This is a genomic window from Antarctobacter sediminis (assembly GCF_019218285.1).
In the GTDB taxonomy this organism is placed as follows: domain Bacteria; phylum Pseudomonadota; class Alphaproteobacteria; order Rhodobacterales; family Rhodobacteraceae; genus Antarctobacter; species Antarctobacter sediminis.
The window spans coordinates 1-16,841 of record NZ_JAHUZG010000008.1 but is presented as its reverse complement, the minus strand read 5'-3'; the positions used below and the strand labels follow the sequence as shown (position 1 = coordinate 16,841).

The following is a 16,841-nucleotide window of genomic DNA, read 5'->3' as shown; positions in this document are numbered from 1 at the left end:
CTCAGGTGTTGGCCAGCTTTTTCATCACCACCTTGAAGGTGTTTTCGTCGGCGTCGGTGAAATAGAGGTCCGCGTCGTAGCCTTGATCATCCATGAAGTTGAAAACCCGTTTGGGTGCCTCCAGCCGGTAGGGCACCAGCAGCGTGGCGATCCGGTGACGCGTTGCGGCGGGATAGCTCGCGCGCAGGCAGGTGCTGACGGGCAGGCCTTCGTATTCGGACGGGTCGACATCCGCAAAACCCGTGTCTTGCGTCAACACCGGTTTGCCGGCCTCGGACCAGACCACTTGCCCGTAGAAGCCCGCGCGCTCGCCGGTGTTGCGGAACGAGGTCTTGCCCAGTTCGTAAGGTTGGTTGGCATGTAATAGCCAGTCCACCGTGACCGGGTCGGTGGCATCCACCTTGTCGACAATCACGAAATAGCTGTTTCGCACGAAATAGATCTCGCGCTCGGCCAGTGTGATCTCGGGCGACAGCGATTGATAGGCGGCAGTGGCGTCGCCGCAGATATAGATGTGATCTTCACGCTCCTCGGCGGCAAGGATACGGCCGGTCGCGGCCATCGCCTTGGCCTTGTCCTTTTCGGCGTATTGCCCCTTGCCGTTGATCAGGATCGCGTTCTTGGATCGGGTTTGGCGCCGCCACTGGCGGTGCATCGTCGAATTGAAGGCGACATAATGCCCGGACTGGATCGCAAGATCTTCGCCGTAGGCTGCAAGGCAAAAGGCGTTCTGGTCGCCGTGGCTGTGGCTGATCGACCCGAAGGGCGAAGATTTGAACACGAACTGAACGTGGTTGTCCGGATCGTCCATTGCGTGTTGCACGCCGACCCAACCGATCCCGCGAAAGTGGCGCAGACCGCCCTTTGGGGGCTTGGCCTCGACCACGGGGAAATCGGTGCGGAAACACAGTTCGTCGAAATGCGTGTCCCACCAGCCCCAGTTGTAAAAGGCCCCCTCGGTTCCCGGGTTCAGGCGCAGGTTTTCCTCGCAATACCATTGGTAGGCGCCGTTGCCCGTCACGCCCGCGAACTGGCGCATGTTCAACCCGGTCTTGATGCAGGGCAGGTCGCCTTGCGTGCTATCGTCACCAAAGCTGGCGCGGCGGGTGTTTGGCGCCTTGCAGAACAGGGGGAAATCGCCGGTCTGCTGGAAAAACGGCCGTTGGTAAAGGTCGATCCCCGTGTAGGATTTCAACCGGTTCGCCGCGTCGATCAGATAGGCCATGCCCATCATCCAGTAATTCGTGCCCTCGGCCCAGCCGCCATCGGCGTCACCCCAGGGCGAATAGACGGTAAACAGGAACTCGATACAGTAGTTCAGCCAATCGCGCGCCTCGTCCGCCTCGTCATCGCCAAGCAGGGCAATGCAGGCCGGGATCAAAGTCAGCGAAACCGACCGGACGGCGTGGCTGTCGTAGGGAAACAGGTGGATCTTGGCGTTCAGGATTGCGTGTTCGGCAATGTCGCGGGTGCGCGTCAGGAGGGCACCGCGCACCCGCGCACGCTCGTCCTCGTCCAGCTGGTCGTAGAGCCAGTCATATCCCCAGGCGAGCGCATTTGTGACCCGATAGGCCCATTCATCGGTATAGGCGCGCGAGGTGGTGCCCATCGGATCCCAGCTTGCCAGTTCCAGCAGCCAGTCGCGGGCGCGTCCGGTCATCGCGGCGTCGTCCGTCACCTTGCCGGCGATGGCAAGGTGACGGATCGCGTACCACGCCTCTTGCAGGTCGATATAGGTCTGTCGCCAGATCGGCGCGACCCGCTGGTGGTTCGGATAGCCCGCCGGTTCCGCCATCACCTCGCGGTCCATCCACGGCAGGACGGATTTCTGATAGAAGCGGTCCCAGCTGCAATGGCCGGGATCCTTGGTGACAGCGGATTTGAACTCTGCCAGCCGGTCCGGTGTCAACCAGAGCCGCGGGTGGTCGGCAGTGGCTGATCCAAACCGCGTCCGGCGCGAGGGCAGCGGGCATTGCGGCAGGTCGCGGGCCACGGTGAAACTGCGGGAGCGGCTCCACTCAGTGACGGGTTTGCCCGTGTCGGGATCGCAGACCGCATAGGACCAATGGTAAGTGCCCGGGTCCAGAACGACGTTCGGGGTAAAGAAATTCAGCGGCAGACGGCAAAAGTAATGTGTGGCGTCCGTCGCGTAACCGGGGTCCGAGGAAACCCGCAGGACATAATGTGCCTCGTCCTCGATCACCGGAATCCATGTGAACCGAGGCGGGTTTTCGACGGCTTCGCTTCCCTCTGCGGGCGCGTATTGGATGGTCAGGCGGCCGGTCTTGGGTTCGTCAAGCGTGGGGGCGGGTGCGCCGGGCATCGGGACTGCTTTCATGTTCGGAAGACAAGGGAAGGGGGGGCGTGCGGCCGAAACCGGCCGCAGCCATGTGCATTGGGTCGAAACGGGGGATCAGCCGTATTGGCGTTCGTAGGCGGCGTTCAGCACCTCGATGACCTTGTCGTAGCCCATGTCATTCAGGGTCTCGACGTAGTCATCCCAATCGGCCTTGATGTCGCCGCTGCCCAGCACCCATGCCTGCTGACGTTCCAGCATGTAGGTGCGGATCGACGGCCAATAGCGGTCATAGACCTCTTGTTCCTTCTTGGTGAAGGCAACGCCAAGGAACTGATCGGTCAGGATGTCGTGCTGGTCGTACAGTTCGATTCCGCGACGGGCGGCTTCGGCGGTCCACTGCCATTCATACCGGTAGTCCTGCCAATAGCCGCGCTGGATCTGGGCGCCAACGGCCCACATCTGGGCGTTGACCGGCTGACCGCTGTCGAGGACTTCCGGTTTGTAGACCGGTTCTCCGTCGATGATGTCGTATTGCTCGCCCTCGATGCCAAAGTTCGACAGCAGGCGACCCTGTTCCGAAAACCAGAAATCGAAATACTTGATGGTCTCGACCGGGTGGTCGTTGGTGTAGCTGATCGCCCAGCCATCGGGCTTGATCGGGATGCGGCGATGTTCTTCGAGCCGGCGACCGCTGGGCGATTTCGGCGGCAGGAACGGCACGAAATTGAAACCTTCGACCTTGTCGGCCAGCGCGATGTTGTAACCTGAGGTCGATGCGAACCAGTCATGGGTGAATCCGCCAAGGTTTTCGCCCAGCAGGTATTCACGCGCCGAGGAGCCGCGGGTGAAGACTTCGGGGTCGATCAGGCCCTCGGCGTACCATTTGGCGACCATGGCCAGACCGTCGCGGTACGCAGCTTCGGCGTAGGGGTGTACCAGTTGGCCCGCGTCATTGACGTAGAAATCATGATAGGTGTCCGACCCGGACGACCGCGCATCCCACAGGACGACAAGGCGAATGACCTCTTCCCAGTTGCGGAAAAACGACGGGATTTCATCCTTCAGACCGTTTCCGTTCGGGTCCTGATCGCGAAAGGCCTTGAGCACCTCGTAGAGGTCATCCACCGTGTCCGGCTGTTGTAGCTCCAGCTTGTCCAGCCAGTCCTGCCGGATGAAGTAGGCCCGGCCATATTTGCCGTCGGGCAGATAGGGGATGTAGTAATAGTTGCCGTCATAGGCGGAAATGGCCTCTTTCAGACCCGGGTGACTGTCCCAGAAGGCCTTGATATTGGGCGCATGTTCTTCGACCAGATCGTTGAGTGCCACAAAGGCACCTTGCGGGCCGTATTCGTTCACCGGTTGTTTGATCAAGTGGCCGCCGACGATGTCGGGCATGTTTCCCGAGGCGATCAGCAGGTTCATCGCTTCGGCCGAGTCCTTGGTGTTCTTGCCCGAGGTCGCATCGGTCAGGTGAATGCCGGTCAGGTCGCGCGCGGCCTGTTCCACCGGATAGATCTTGTCCGCGTCGCCGCCCACCCCGTAGCCCTGCGCCCGGGGCCAGTGCATGTGGATGCTCAGTTCCAGCGGGTCGTCCACGATCCGCATCTGCGGGTCCGCGAAGGCCGGGGCCGTCAAGGCCGTGCTGCCGAGGATGGCAAGTGCCAGGGTGAACGTTCGCATGGTTTCCTCCCTTTTGCGAAATTCTTGAAGTTCCGTGGTCATTCCTTCACGCCGCCCAGCAGGATGCCCTTGCTGAAATATTTTTGCAGAAAGGGGTAGATGAGCAGGATCGGGATGATCGAACAGACGATGATCGCGGCGCTGACGGTTTCGACCGAATAGGGGGCGTTGATCAGTTCCGCGCCAAAGCTTTCGTCGTCGGTCAATTCGGTGATGACGTGGCGCAGGTAGACTTGCAGCGGGATCTTGTCCTCGTCCTGCAACAGTACCATCGCCCAGAAAAAGCCGTTCCAACGTGAGACGATACAGAACAGGGCGACCGTGGCGATGGCCGGTTTGGACAGCGGGACATAGACTTTCCAGAGCACCTGGAATTCGTTTGCGCCGTCCATCCGGGCGGCCTCTTCGAAGGACTGCGGGATGCCCTCGAAGAAGTTGCGCAGCAGGATGATGTTGAAGCCATTGACCGCAAAGCCGATGATGATGCCGAAATAGCTGTCCAGCAGGCCAAGGTCGCGCATGTTCAGGAAGAAGGGGATCAGCCCGGCGTTGAACCACATGGTAAAGGCCACCACGAGGTTCCAGAACCTCCGCCCGTACAACTGGGGCTTGGACAGGGCATAGGCCCCGGGGATGATGAACGCGAGGCTCATCAACGTGCCGCCGATCGTATAGATGAAGGTGTTCTTGTAGCTGATCCAGAACTGAGGTTCGCTCAGCACCCGTTTGTAGGCTTCGATGGTAAAGTCCACCGGGGTCAGCACCACGTTCCCGGCGCGGGCTTCGAAACCGGTGCTGAGCGACAGCGAGGTGATGTAGATGAACGGATACAGCGTCGAGATCGTGAACAGCCCGATCAGCACCATGTTGACGATCACAAAGAGCTTGTCGCCGCGTGAGTAGAGATTCATGTTGGTCATTGGACTGGCCCCCTCACCACAGCGACGTGCGCGAGTAGCGCTTGGAGATCGTGTTCGCGGTCATCACCAGCACAAAGGCGACCACGGCGTTGAACAGGCCGGCGGCGGCGGCAAAATCATACTGTCCGCCCTGAAGGCCTTGCCGATAGATGAAGGTGTTGACCACATCCGCCGTCTGGTAAGTGGCGGGCTGGTACAGCAGGATGATCATCTCGAAGCTGACTTCGAGGATGTTGCCGATACGGATGATCAACATGATGATGATCGTCGGCATGATCGACGGGATTGTGATCTTCCACATCATCTGCCAACGGCTGGCACCATCGACAACCGCGCTTTCGTACAGCGTGGGCGACACGCCCGCGATGGCAGCAAGGTAAACGATCGACTGGAAGCCGGCCTCTTGCCAGATCCCGGTGCCGATAAAGATCGGGCGGAACCATTCGGGTTTGGTCAGGAAATAGATCGCATCCATCCCGAACCAGCCCAGCACCGTGTTCACGATGCCCGCGGAGGGCGAAAAGGCCGTCATGACGATGCCGGCGATAATGACCGAGGAAATGAAGTGCGGCAGATAGACGATGGTCTGCGCGGTCTTCTTAAAGCTCTGGTGCAGCACCTCGTTGAACATCAGGGCCAGAATGATCGGCACCGGGAACCCGAACAGAAGGCCATAGGCGCTGATGATGATCGTGTTCTTGAGCGCGCGCAGGAACTGGTCGTTGTTGAACAGGGTCTCGAAGTGCTCGAAGCCGATCCAGGGGCTGCCCGCCACGCCGCGGAAGATCGAGTAATCCTTGAACGCGATCTGTAGCCCGTACATCGGTTTGTAGAGAAAGATCACCAGCCACAGGATCGTCGGGATCAGCATGGCGTAGAGTTGCCATTCCCGTTTCAGGTGGTCGCCGACCCGCTGGACGCGGCTGGGCTTGCGGCGGCGCTGTGCCTCGGCGGCGTCAAGCACCAACTCCTCGGTCCGCGGGCCGGTGGCGGCGGTCATGTCGGGGTTGCTGCTCATTGTGCCAGCACCTGACCGGGCAGGGCCTCGCCGGTGTCTGCGTCAAAGACCTTGACCAGATGTGGTGCGATGGTGAAGCCCGAGATGCCGTCGAGGATTCCCATCTGACCGACGGTTTCGGTCCGGATCACGAAAGGTGCGCCTTGCAGGCTGGCGTGGATCAGCGCCTCGGAGCCCAGCGTTTCCACAAGGTCTACATCGATGGCGACACGGTCGGGCACGCCGTCATGGGCCACGGTGACAAATTCAGGCCGGATGCCAAGCGTGACCTGCCGTCCGACGGCGTCTTGCAGCGACGGAAGTTGTTGCAACTGGATGCGCTGGCCATCGAATTCAGCCACCGGTCCACGGTCGCCGGCGATGACGGTTGCGGTGACCATGTTCATCGGCGGAGAGCCGAGAAAACCCGCGACAAAGGTGTTGGCCGGGTTCAGGAACAGCTCCATCGGGCTGCCGATCTGCTCGATCCGGCCGTCATGCATGACAACGATCCGGTCGGCAAGAGTCATCGCCTCGACCTGATCATGGGTCACGTAGATCGATGTGGCGCCCAGCCGCTTGTGCAAGCGTTTGATTTCCGCGCGCATCTGGGTGCGCAGCTTTGCGTCAAGGTTCGATAGCGGTTCGTCGAACAGGAAAACCTTGGGGCGACGGACGATGGCCCGGCCCATGGCAACGCGCTGGCGCTGGCCGCCGGACAGGTCGGCGGGGCGGCGTTCAAGGTAGGGCGTCAATCCAAGGATCTGGCCCACTTCTTCGACCGAAGAGGCGATCTTGTCTTTGCTTTCCTTGCGGATGCGCAGACCAAAGGCGATGTTGTCGGCGACGTTCAGATGCGGGTACAGCGCGTAATTCTGAAACACCATCGCCACGTCGCGATCCTTGGGCGCGACCCGGTTCACATGGCGGCCGTCAATGGTCAGATCGCCGTCCGAGATCTCTTCCAGGCCTGCGATCATCCGCAGAGTCGTGGATTTGCCGCAGCCGGACGGGCCGACCAAAACGACGAATTCCTTCTCTTGCACCTCAAGATCGATGCCGTGCACGACCTGCACAGCGCCATAGGCCTTGACGATGCCTTCCAACCGAACCCCAGTCATGAGCCCTCCTCCAAACTGCCCGACACAAGGCGCGGGCCGATCCTCCGGTCCGATCCGGCCTCCCGCCGGGTCGGGGCGATGTGATTCGCCTGAATTTCTATCTGGTATACTAGTCGAAAATCTGGGATACTAGTCTGAAATTCGGACTCGGGCAGATCGCCGCCCGATCCGCAACAGCAGAGGAGGAAGCCGTGATGACCCGAAAATCGGACAGGGGCGCGCCCGGATTGGCGTTTTTGGAAACCGGGTTTATAAAACCTGCACCCAGAAGGATCTTTGAATGATGCAGCCGACCTTGGCACAGGACCGCCGAACAACCGTCGACGAGATCTTTGACCATCTCTACGCCGAGATTTCCTCGCTGCGGCTGCGGCCCGGCGACCGCATCTCGGAGGCTGAGATCGCAGCGCAGTTCGGCGTTTCGCGTCAGCCGGTGCGTGACGCCTTTACCCGGCTGGCCAATCTGGACCTTTTGCTGATCCGTCCGCAGCGCGCGACCGAGGTAAAGCGCTTTTCCTCGCGCGAGATCGAAAAATCCCGTTTCGTCCGCGCCGCGGTCGAGGCCGAGGTGCTGCGCCGCGCCGCCCGCAACCATGATGGGGCATCGACCGCACGGATCGAGGCCTGTCTTGCCGAGCAGCGCAAGGCCATAGCCGATGGCGATTTCAAGGCTTTCGGCGCGCTGGATTACCAATTCCATCAGACGCTTTGCGACGTGGCCGGTGCCGATTTTGCTTTCGAGGTGATCTCGACCGAAAAGGCAAAGGTTGATCGGCTCTGCACGCTTGGCCTGTCCAAGGAAGACAGGATGCCGCAGTTGCTGGAGGATCACGAAGCCATCGCCGCGGCGATTGCCGCGGGCGACGAAGAGGCGGCAGTCGCGGCGGGGATGCTGCATTTGTCCCGTCTGGATGCCACCATCGAGGCGATTTCCAGAACCAACGCCAATTATTTCGAACCCGAAGGGCGCTGATCCGGCTGCGCCGCCGAGTGTCACTGGCGGCTGATCTGACTGTTTCCTGATGTTGCTTCCCGCGCGGCGCCCATGGTCCGCCGGCAAGGCTTTTGTGACCCTGTGAGAGGGTGTTTCCAAGATGACTCAATGGACGGATGTGCGCGGGGCTTCGGCCGCCCGCGCGGTCTTTGACCTTGCGTGGCCGCTGACCTTCAAGGCGATGATGCTGCACGGTATCGTGGTGGTGGACGCCTATCTGGTGTCCTCGCTTGGGGAAAGCGCGGTGGCGGTACTGGGGCTGTCGGCCTCGATTGCCGGGCTGTTGCTGGGACTGATCGTGGCATTTTCGAATGCCACGCAGATCCGTATCGCTCAGGCCTTTGGTTCGGGCGACCGGGTGTTTCTGAAATCCGCGCTATTGGCCGGGCTGACCATCAACCTTGGTGTCGTGTTGGCGGGGCTGACCGGGTTGGCCTTATTCGCGGGCCATATCATCGACGGGCTGGCTCACGACGCATGGATCGCGGCCGAGGCGCGGCGCTATCTGTCGGTTTTTGCGCTGGTTGTCCTTGCCGAAGCGGTGGGCCATTGCCTGACCAGTTTCTTTAACGGCTGCGGCGACACGCGGATGCCCGCACTCAGTTACCTGCTGGCGGTGCCCGTCAACATTCTGGCAAGCCTGATCCTGATCCACGGTCTGTTCGGAGTTCCAGCCTTTGGCGTCGTGGGGGCGGCAATGGGCAGCGTTCTGGCCTCGGCAGTGCAGGTGGGGTTCCTGATCCTGCGGTTGTGGCGCCGACATCGGGACCTGCTGGGGCTGCCGGGGTGGCGGAATGGAACCTATGGCGCAAGTGTCCGGCGGCACCTTGTCTTTGCGCTGCCAATCGCGGCAACCTTCGGCAGTGCGACCATCGCGATGAACGTCTGCGGGCTGATCTATGCCACCTTGCCGGTGATCCAGTTCGCCGCCATGACGATCATCATGCCATGGGTGCAGGTGGCAGGAACGCTGGGCATGAGTTGGGCGCAGGCCACGGGGATCCTTGTGGCGCAATTGCTGGGGCGCGCAACGGGCGAGGCGGAACTGGACGCTTTCCTGACCGGAGCCTGGCGGGCGGCGCTTGTGGCCGCTGCTTTGGTGTCGGTTGTCTATGCGGCGGTGTGTTTGTCGACCCCATGGCTTTACGCGCAGTTGCACGTCGAAACGCAGGCGGTGCTGCTGAGCTTTCTGCCCATCTTGCTGCTGCTGCCTTTTCCCAAGGGGTCAAACGCGATCTGCGGCAACACGCTGCGTGCGGGCGGCGACACGGTTTATGTCATGCATATCTTTGTCTGGGCCCAGTGGCTGTTCCGGGTGCCGGCCACGGCGCTGGCCGTGCTGTGGCTGGATCTGTCGGTCACATGGGTTTTCTCGATCCTGCTGATCGAGGAGCTCGTCAAATTCGCCCCCTTCCACCTGCGCCTGCGCAAGGGCCGATGGAAGAGGGGCGTTGCACCGGACTGATCAGTAGTTCCACATGGTGCCGTCTTGCAGCCGGACAACCGGGTGGCTTCCGGGACGATAGCTGTACCGGGCGGCCTCTGCTTCGTCGAAATCGACGCCCAGACCCGGCGCATCACTGACATGGAACAGGCCGTTTTCCATCCGGTGGTCAGATGGGAACAGGGCATCACATTCAGGAGTGCCCAAGACCAGATATTCCTGGATGCCGAAATTCGGCGCCCATGCGTTCAGATGCGCCTGTGCCGCCATGGAGATGGGCGAATGGCTAGGCGCGCCGTGAAATCCTGTGCGCACATGATGCAACCCAGCAAGGTCGACGATGCGCTTTACATGGGTGATGCCGCCAGCATAGGTGACGGCGACCCGGATGAAATCAATCAGCTCGTTCTCGATCAGCTTGTTGCATTCCCAGATCGAGTTGAAGACCTCGCCAATCGCCACGGGCACCGTCGAATGACGTCGCAACAGGCGCAGCGCGTCCTGATCCTCGGCCGGAGTGGGGTCCTCCAGCCAGTATAGTCCGACCGGTTCTACCGCCTTGGCAAACTGGGCGGCTTCGCGCGGGGTCAGGCGGTGGTGAACGTCATGCAGGATTTCGATGTCGGGGCCAAAGCGTTCGCGGATCTCCATCAGGGCGCCGGGCATGTAGCGCATGTATTTGCCGGTATCCCAGATTTCGACCTTGGGGCGGATGCCGCTGTAATCGGTGATATAATTCCGGACGTTCCCCTTTGTCTCGGGGACGGCATAGCTGGCCGAGGGCATGCCGGGAATGCCGCATTGGACCCGCACCGCCTTATAGCCCTGATCCACGTAGTGCGCGACAGAGTCCATCAGGTCTTCTAGATCGGCCCCTGTGGCATGGGCGTATACCAGCGCGCCGTCGCGGCTCTTGCCGCCGAAAAGCTGGTACAGCGGCATGCCCGCCAGCTTGCCTTTGATGTCCCACAGCGCCATGTCAATCGCGCCAAAGGCCGCCATGGCGATAGGACCACGGCGGAAATAAGTGCCGCGATAGAAGAACTGCCAGATGTCTTCAGAGTTGCGAGGGTCCATCCCGATCAAGTTGGGGATCAGGTAGTCCTGAAGGTAGGTTGCGGGCAGTGTTTCGCGATTGTTCAGCGTCGCATCGCCCAGCCCATAGACGCCCTGATCGGTTTCGATCTTGAGGGTGACATAGTTCTTGGCAGGCCCGCCGACAAAGACCTTGGCATTGGTGATCTTCATGCCGCTGTCTCCTGCATGCGCTGGTCCAGCCGGGTCCAGTTTCCGTTGCGGCGCACAAGGTCGATGATCTGCTGATATTGGCTGCCTTCGGCAAAAGTGGGGTAGGGGGCGACGTGCTGGCCCTGAATGTCCCTGACGAACTCGCGGGCAAGATAATGCCAGCACTGTTCTGTTTCGCCTTTGACCTGGGGGAGCGTTGCGCGGATCTCGGCGGGCAGCGGCAGTTCGGTCCACGTCTTGTCAGCGCCCCAATGGTACAGTTGGCCGCTGCCGTAATGTCCCTTGATGTATAGCGCGCCGCGCGTGCCGTAAAAGACGATGTGATCCTCGTGGAACCGGGGCACCAGCCCGCCATGTTTGAAAAGAACCGTTACCGGCTTGTCGGCAAAGGGGCTCTCTAGCTGGGCCAGAACGGAATAAGACCATTCCACGTTGCTTTCGCCCCATTTCAACGACGGATCGCTGAGGTCCTTGGGAATGAAGTTCCGCCGGGTCGCAAAGTTGTGGACACCTTCTACAATGGGCGCGCGGCCCAGATCGTCGCGGACCTCGCCCATGACCGACAGAATCCTTTCGCCGATAACGGAACAGGCGATGGACAGCGTATGGGTGAAGTTGTTGTTAAGCCGCCCGCCGCCGTCCTCTTTGCGGTGGGACCAGCCAAACGGGATCTCTCGTTCCAGGTTGAAATGAGAGATGCATTCCACCTCGGTCGGTTGGCCAATGGCACCTTTGGCCACAAGCCGTTTGGCGTGCAGGATGCTGGGCGCATAACGAAAGCTGGCGGCATAGGCGGTTTTCACGCCCTTGGCCTGTGCCAGATCATTCAGTTCGACAGCTGTTTCGCCGCGATCTGTCATTGGCTTGTCGCAGAACACGTGACAGCCAGCGGCGATGGCCTGTTTGATCGGTTCGTAATGTGCGCCGCCGGGCGTGGCGATGGAAACGATATCGGGCTGGCACTTGCGCAGGGCGTCTTGCCAATCGGTTCCCGCGAAAGGGATGGCCATGTCCCGCGCCACATCTCGGACGACACTATCGGTGCGGCCCACGATACCCACGATCTCGGCGCCTGCGCCGCGAAAGGCCTCTGCGTGTCCCTGTCCGGCAAACCCGGTTCCTGCCACCAGCACTCTCAGCTTTCGATCCATGCATCACCTCCGCAAGTTTTGGATTACTAGTATTCTAGTATCCGTTCACCTAAATGACAATCGGTGACTGCCAACCCGGCCAGCCCCATGCAAAAGGCCGCGCATCGGGGATGCGCGGCCTTGCATGGCTTGGGGAAGGAGGAGGGATTATTCGGCCGCTTCGCGCCACGGGGCGCCTTCGCCATAGGGGATGTTGAGCCCGCCGTAGCGGCGCACACGGATGTTGCATTGTTCCGCGTGGCCAACAAAACCTTCGAGCATGCACAGACGCGAGCCGTATTCGCCAATCAACGCGGCAGCCTCGTCCGTCGTGACCTTTTGATAGCTGTGCGTCTTCAGGAACTTGCCGACCCAAAGTCCGCCGGTGTACCGGCCCGCCTTCTTGGTCGGCAGCGTGTGGTTGGTGCCGATCACCTTGTCGCCGTTGGCCACATTGGTGCGCGGTCCAAGGAAAAGCGCGCCGTAGCAGGTCATGTTTTCAAGGAACCAGTCGTCGCGATCGGTCATGACCTGCACATGCTCCGAGGCGATGTCATCCGCCACGTGCAGCATTTCTTCGTAGGTGTCGCAGACGATCACCTCGCCATATTCTTCCCAGGATACCTTTGCGGTCCCGGCCGTGGGCAGGATGCCCAGAAGGCGGTCGATTTCGATCAGGGTCTCGTCGGCCAGTTTGCGCGAATTCGTCAAAAGCACGGCAGGCGAATTGTACCCGTGTTCGGCCTGTCCAAGCAGGTCGGTGGCGCAAAGTTCGGCGTCGGCGGCGGTTTCGTCCGCGATGACCATGGTCTCTGTCGGGCCGGCAAAGAGGTCGATGCCGACGCGGCCAAACAGCTGGCGCTTGGCCTCGGCAACAAAGGCGTTGCCGGGACCGACCAGCATATGTACCGGGTCGATCGTTTCGGTGCCGATGGCCATGGCTCCGATCGCCTGAATGCCGCCCAACACATAGATTTCATGTGCGCCGCCAAGGTGCATTGCCGCAATCACCGCCGGGTTCGGCTTTCCGTTGAACGGGGGCGTGCAGGCCACGATCCGCGGCACCCCCGCCACTTTTGCCGTCGCAACCGACATATGCGCCGAGGCCACCATGGGGAATTTGCCACCGGGGACATAGCAGCCCACCGATTGCACGGGGATGTTCTTGTGGCCAAGGATCACGCCGGGCATGGTTTCGACCTCGATGTCGGTCATGCTGTCGCGCTGGGCCTGGGCGAATTTCACCACTTGCTCTTGGGCAAATCGAATGTCCGCCAATTCGCGATCAGACAGCTGCGCCATCAGGTCGTCGATGTCCTGCTGGCTGAGGCGGAAGCTGGCCGGAGTATATTTGTCGAACTTCTCGGACAGTTCGCGAACGGCAGCGTCGCCACGGGCCTCGATATCGGCCAGCGTGTTTTCCACCACGGCGCGGGTCTTGGCGTCATCCTCGGCCCGGTCTGCTTCTGCCTTGCCGCGCTTGAGATACTCGATAGCCATGTCAGTCATCCTTTCGTCACGGGGAGTGAATCGTTCCGACGGTCTTCGGACAAAGAGGATGGTCTTGCAATATTTTCCCAAGAAGGTGAAAAAATTTCACTACGCGCTGTCACGTTCTTTCAGTTCGCCGGGCAGAATGCGGATGTCGCCTTCGGCGGGGTCGACGTTGGGCGCGGTGATCATGTCGATGGCCTGACCCAACATGCGGCGCAGTGGCTGGCGAATTGTGGTCAGCCGGTAGGATTTCCATGCAGCCATGGGGATGTCATCGAAGCCAGCGATGGCGATGTCATCGGGAACAGAGATCCCCTCGGCCCGCGCGGCATCAAGTGCCGCGATTGCCATGATGTCATTGGCACAGAACAGCGCGTCGGGCAGGGGGCGACAGGACAGCAGTTCTTGCGCCGCAGCAAAGGCGCGCCGATAGCTATACCCGCCGTCGAGCTGCCGGAACAGGGGCTGATCCGCTTCATCCAGCCGGTCGGCAAAGCCTCGCATCCGTTCCAGGTGGGTGGAGGTGTCGCTGCGCCCGCCGACAAAGGCGATCCGGTTCCGCCCGGCGTCGAGAAAGCGGGAGGCGATCACGCGCGCGCCGCCGTAGTTATCACAACACACTGCTTTCATGCGGTTATCGGACTGAACGCGATTCATCAGGACGGCAGGGATACCGTTCCGGCGGCATTGCCCGGCCAGTTGTGACCCCATGTTTGAACTGGCGAGGATCACACCTTCGGCGCGGTAGTCCAGCACTTGCCGCATGACCATGTCGACATCCTCGCCCGAAGGCACGACATGCATAATGACCCGCATCCCGCGTTCGGGCAGCAGGCGCGACAGTTCATCGGCCACAACCGGGTAGAACGGGTTGCGCATGTCGCCCACCACCATGGCGATGGTGTTGCTGGCTTGCGATGACAGGATATTGTCGATGCGGCTGACATAGCCCAGTTCCGCTGCGGCGGCAAAAATCGCGCGGCGCTTGGCTTCGGCAATGGGCGCGTCGGCCCTGTAGGCACGGGACACGGCCGAAACCGAAACCCCGGCCCGCGCCGCAACATCCTTGGCGGTCACTTTTTTCATGCTGCGCAGCATAGAGCCGATTTCAATTGTCATTGCAATTTTTTCATAGCCCGCGCGCGCCAGAGGCTTTGCGGTGGTGGCATCGGGAGATGCTTCCTGGGTGGACGACAGCCCCCGAAGGAGGCCGCCAATTGTGACGTGGGGCGAACAAAGTCCCGTCGTTTCTGGGCGTGCGCAGGCCGTGGAAGCCGGCGAAACTGCCAGATTGAAAAAGGGTTTCGGTGTCCCGGTCTACGGCGAAATCCTGTCGTGAAGGGGGGATTGCCGGGTTGGGCCAAGGGGGCATTATGCCTTGACCGACGAAGTGTTTCGGGCATCATGGTTTACCGTAGGTAACCTCTTTATTTCAGGTCGCGTTTCCCCGCCGGGCTGCGCTGGACCGCCGTATTCTGCGGTGGCCTTTCCGGGTGTGGCCCCCGCGCGTGATAGCGCGATGGGAACCGGATGGCGGCGGGGTCCCGGCCTCGCGAAACGGAAGGGGCGGTAACTTGGTTTGGTTGATTTCAGGGTGCGCCACCCAAAGCCCTGCGCCGAAACTTGATCGGGGCCGGGGCAGATCAGGATCGATTTAAGACCGAAAGGACAATTCCATGCCTCTGACGCCCGAAACCTGGCTGGACACTTTCATCGTCAATGTCGGCAACACGACAGGACATCAACGTGAGCCGCAAATCGTTCAACTGACAAATGGCAACATCCTTGTTGTCTGGGAGGATGACACCAACAACGTCGATTCCCAGTCGGGCACAGATATCATCGCGCAGATCTTCAACGCCGTCGGGGAACCCATCGGCGGGGCCTTCCATCTGGATTTCGCGCGGTTCCTTGATGACGAGGGTGAGTTCGAGATAGCGGCACGGCCCGGAGGTGGCTGGGCGGTCGCCTATGAGGACACCGACACTGGTGGCACCGGTATCGTGGTCGAAGTCTTTGACCAGAATGCGGTCAAGATCGGGGCGGCAGGCGTTGAGTATCTCGAGGATCCCGGCGATTCATTTAACGATCCGTCCATCGCCGTGGCGACCAATGGCGACATGGTCGTGGCATGGAATGCGACCGATGGCGGCGGCACCCATGTGCACTATGCCTATTTCAACAACAGCACCACAACATGGAGCGCCGAGGTTCAGGATTTCCTTGCGTCCGGGGATTTCTTTACCTCCGGGTTGAACCAGAACGTGGGCGTCGCAGCCTATGACGGCGGCTTTGTCGTCACCGCGACGCGGGATTTCGGATTTGACAATGCGGTGGCGCGACTGATCGGCACGAACGGTGCTGCCAATGGTGGCTTTTTCTCGGTATCGGGCACCAGTCCGGCGACAGGTGACGACCAAGAGGTCGACGTGGTGCGGCTTGCCTCTGGCGGTTTCGTCATCACCTACACGACCTATCGCGGTGGCTTTGCCGAAAGCGATCAGTTTTTCCGGGTCTACAACAGTTCGGGCGCGCCGATCACCGGCACCATAGGGATCAGTTCCACGGGATCGACCGATCAGAAATCCGAGGCGTCGATTGCCGCCCTGACCGATGGCGGGTTCGTCATCGTCTGGACGGACCGTGAATTCGGAGACATTCGCGGCCAGCGCTACAGCGCAACGGGCGTCACCATCGGCAGCGAGTTCATCATCGAGGACACGCCGGGCGCCATCGAAACCCAGCCCGAGGCCGTGGGTCTTGCGGATGGCCGGTTCGCGGTGACCTGGCAAACGAACCAGGGCGGGTCGCTGGATGTCGAGATGAAGATCTTTGACACGCGCGACGCGATCAACTTTCCGGCGGTCTATGCCCCGGCCGAATGGGAAATCGGCACCATTGGCGATGACAGCTATGTCGCGGATAGTTCGGCCACCTTTTCACACGGGTGGGACGGCGATGACATCATCTTTGAAAACGGCCAGACCAAGGAATATTACGGCGGTGAGGGCGACGATTACCTGATCGTCAATTCGGTGATCAACACCGACCGCCACGACGGTGGGCCCGGCAACGACACGATCGACTGGAAAACCCAACTGATCTTTAACGGGGTGTTCGATCTTTTGGCGGAAACGGCCAGCGCGGGCGGTCAAACCGAGGCGATGATCGGTTTTGAGAACCTGATCGGGTCCGATGGCAATGACAGCATCCTCGGGACCTCGGGCGGCAACCTTTTGGATGGCCATCTTGGCAATGACACAATCCGCGGGCGGGCGGGCAATGACACGCTGATCGGGGATGCGGGCGGCGATCTGCTTGATGGCGGTGCGGATATCGACACGGTGAGTTATGCCAGTTCGAATGCCGGTGTGACGGTTGCGCTGTTCAACAACACGGCCTCTGGCGGTCATGCGGCGGGTGACAGCTTTGTCGATATCGAGAACATCATCGGGTCGGATTTCGATGACGTGCTGTCGGGCGATGCCAATGCGAACGTCTTTGACGGCGGCGC

11 protein-coding genes and 1 pseudogene are annotated in these 16,841 nt (G+C 60.8%); 3 read left to right on the top strand and 9 right to left on the bottom strand.

What is annotated here, in order from left to right; translation table 11 throughout:
• Position 1: 1 nt before the first annotated feature.
• From KJP30_RS23115 to KJP30_RS23095, 5 genes are all read right to left on the bottom strand, one after another.
• The gene (locus KJP30_RS23115) at positions 2 to 2,323 is read right to left on the bottom strand and encodes a heparinase II/III domain-containing protein (protein ID WP_246594720.1); all 2,322 of its coding nucleotides are present in this window, start codon (positions 2,321 to 2,323) and stop codon (positions 2 to 4) included.
• 90 nt (positions 2,324 to 2,413) lie between these two features.
• Positions 2,414 to 3,979 carry an extracellular solute-binding protein gene (locus KJP30_RS23110; RefSeq protein WP_246594719.1) on the bottom strand — a complete coding sequence of 522 codons (1,566 nt, stop codon included), beginning with the start codon at positions 3,977 to 3,979 and terminating at the stop codon, positions 2,414 to 2,416.
• A 38-nt stretch (positions 3,980 to 4,017) separates the two neighbouring features.
• Positions 4,018 to 4,899: a carbohydrate ABC transporter permease gene (locus KJP30_RS23105; protein ID WP_218451906.1), complete on the bottom strand. Its 882-nt coding sequence runs from the start codon at positions 4,897 to 4,899 to the stop codon at positions 4,018 to 4,020.
• A gap of 13 nt (positions 4,900 to 4,912) precedes the next feature.
• Positions 4,913 to 5,917, bottom strand: a complete 1,005-nt coding sequence (locus KJP30_RS23100) for an ABC transporter permease (RefSeq protein ID WP_218451905.1) — start codon at positions 5,915 to 5,917, stop codon at positions 4,913 to 4,915.
• Entirely contained in the window at positions 5,914 to 7,017 is a 1,104-nt protein-coding gene (locus KJP30_RS23095) for an ABC transporter ATP-binding protein (protein ID WP_218451904.1), read from the bottom strand. Before KJP30_RS23095 ends, KJP30_RS23100 begins: the two co-directional genes overlap by 4 nt.
• A 280-nt stretch (positions 7,018 to 7,297) precedes the next feature.
• Here KJP30_RS23095 and KJP30_RS23090 point away from each other — a divergent pair, with 280 nt between their 5' ends.
• Positions 7,298 to 7,990, top strand: a complete 693-nt coding sequence (locus KJP30_RS23090; protein WP_218451903.1) for a GntR family transcriptional regulator — start codon at positions 7,298 to 7,300, stop codon at positions 7,988 to 7,990.
• A gap of 121 nt (positions 7,991 to 8,111) precedes the next feature.
• A complete protein-coding gene (locus tag KJP30_RS23085) occupies positions 8,112 to 9,476 on the top strand; it encodes an MATE family efflux transporter (RefSeq protein WP_218451902.1) in 1,365 nt (454 codons plus the stop codon).
• Here the strand turns inward: KJP30_RS23085 and manD are convergent, their stop codons facing one another.
• The 4 genes from manD to KJP30_RS23065 form a co-directional block, all read right to left on the bottom strand.
• Positions 9,477 to 10,703, bottom strand: coding sequence for a D-mannonate dehydratase ManD (gene manD, locus KJP30_RS23080; protein WP_218451901.1), 1,227 nt, complete (start codon positions 10,701 to 10,703; stop codon positions 9,477 to 9,479).
• Positions 10,700 to 11,854 (bottom strand): Gfo/Idh/MocA family protein, encoded by a 1,155-nt coding sequence (locus tag KJP30_RS23075; RefSeq protein ID WP_218451900.1) that lies wholly within the window; start codon positions 11,852 to 11,854, stop codon positions 10,700 to 10,702. Before KJP30_RS23075 ends, manD begins: the two co-directional genes overlap by 4 nt.
• A 147-nt stretch (positions 11,855 to 12,001) precedes the next feature.
• Entirely contained in the window at positions 12,002 to 13,333 is a 1,332-nt protein-coding gene (hisD, locus tag KJP30_RS23070) for a histidinol dehydrogenase (RefSeq protein ID WP_218451899.1), read from the bottom strand.
• Between the two features lie 99 nt (positions 13,334 to 13,432).
• Complete coding sequence (locus tag KJP30_RS23065; RefSeq protein WP_224874725.1) at positions 13,433 to 14,446, bottom strand: LacI family DNA-binding transcriptional regulator; 1,014 nt, start codon at positions 14,444 to 14,446, stop codon at positions 13,433 to 13,435.
• A 557-nt stretch (positions 14,447 to 15,003) separates the two neighbouring features.
• Here KJP30_RS23065 and KJP30_RS23060 point away from each other — a divergent pair.
• A pseudogene (locus KJP30_RS23060) lies at positions 15,004 to 16,841 on the top strand (calcium-binding protein); the annotation flags it as partial.

Excerpts from the sequence above, each read along its gene's own strand:
- KJP30_RS23115 (WP_246594720.1), bottom strand. The coding sequence starts at position 2,323 with ATGCCCGGCGCACCCGCCCCCACGCTTGACGAACCCAAGACCGGCCGC.
- KJP30_RS23110 (WP_246594719.1), bottom strand. The coding sequence starts at position 3,979 with ATGCGAACGTTCACCCTGGCACTTGCCATCCTCGGCAGCACGGCCTTG.
- KJP30_RS23105 (WP_218451906.1), bottom strand. The coding sequence starts at position 4,899 with ATGACCAACATGAATCTCTACTCACGCGGCGACAAGCTCTTTGTGATC.
- KJP30_RS23100 (WP_218451905.1), bottom strand. The coding sequence starts at position 5,917 with ATGAGCAGCAACCCCGACATGACCGCCGCCACCGGCCCGCGGACCGAG.
- KJP30_RS23095 (WP_218451904.1), bottom strand. The coding sequence starts at position 7,017 with ATGACTGGGGTTCGGTTGGAAGGCATCGTCAAGGCCTATGGCGCTGTG.
- KJP30_RS23090 (WP_218451903.1), top strand. The coding sequence starts at position 7,298 with ATGATGCAGCCGACCTTGGCACAGGACCGCCGAACAACCGTCGACGAG.
- KJP30_RS23085 (WP_218451902.1), top strand. The coding sequence starts at position 8,112 with ATGACTCAATGGACGGATGTGCGCGGGGCTTCGGCCGCCCGCGCGGTC.
- manD (WP_218451901.1), bottom strand. The coding sequence starts at position 10,703 with ATGAAGATCACCAATGCCAAGGTCTTTGTCGGCGGGCCTGCCAAGAAC.
- KJP30_RS23075 (WP_218451900.1), bottom strand. The coding sequence starts at position 11,854 with ATGGATCGAAAGCTGAGAGTGCTGGTGGCAGGAACCGGGTTTGCCGGA.
- hisD (WP_218451899.1), bottom strand. The coding sequence starts at position 13,333 with ATGGCTATCGAGTATCTCAAGCGCGGCAAGGCAGAAGCAGACCGGGCC.
- KJP30_RS23065 (WP_224874725.1), bottom strand. The coding sequence starts at position 14,446 with ATGACAATTGAAATCGGCTCTATGCTGCGCAGCATGAAAAAAGTGACC.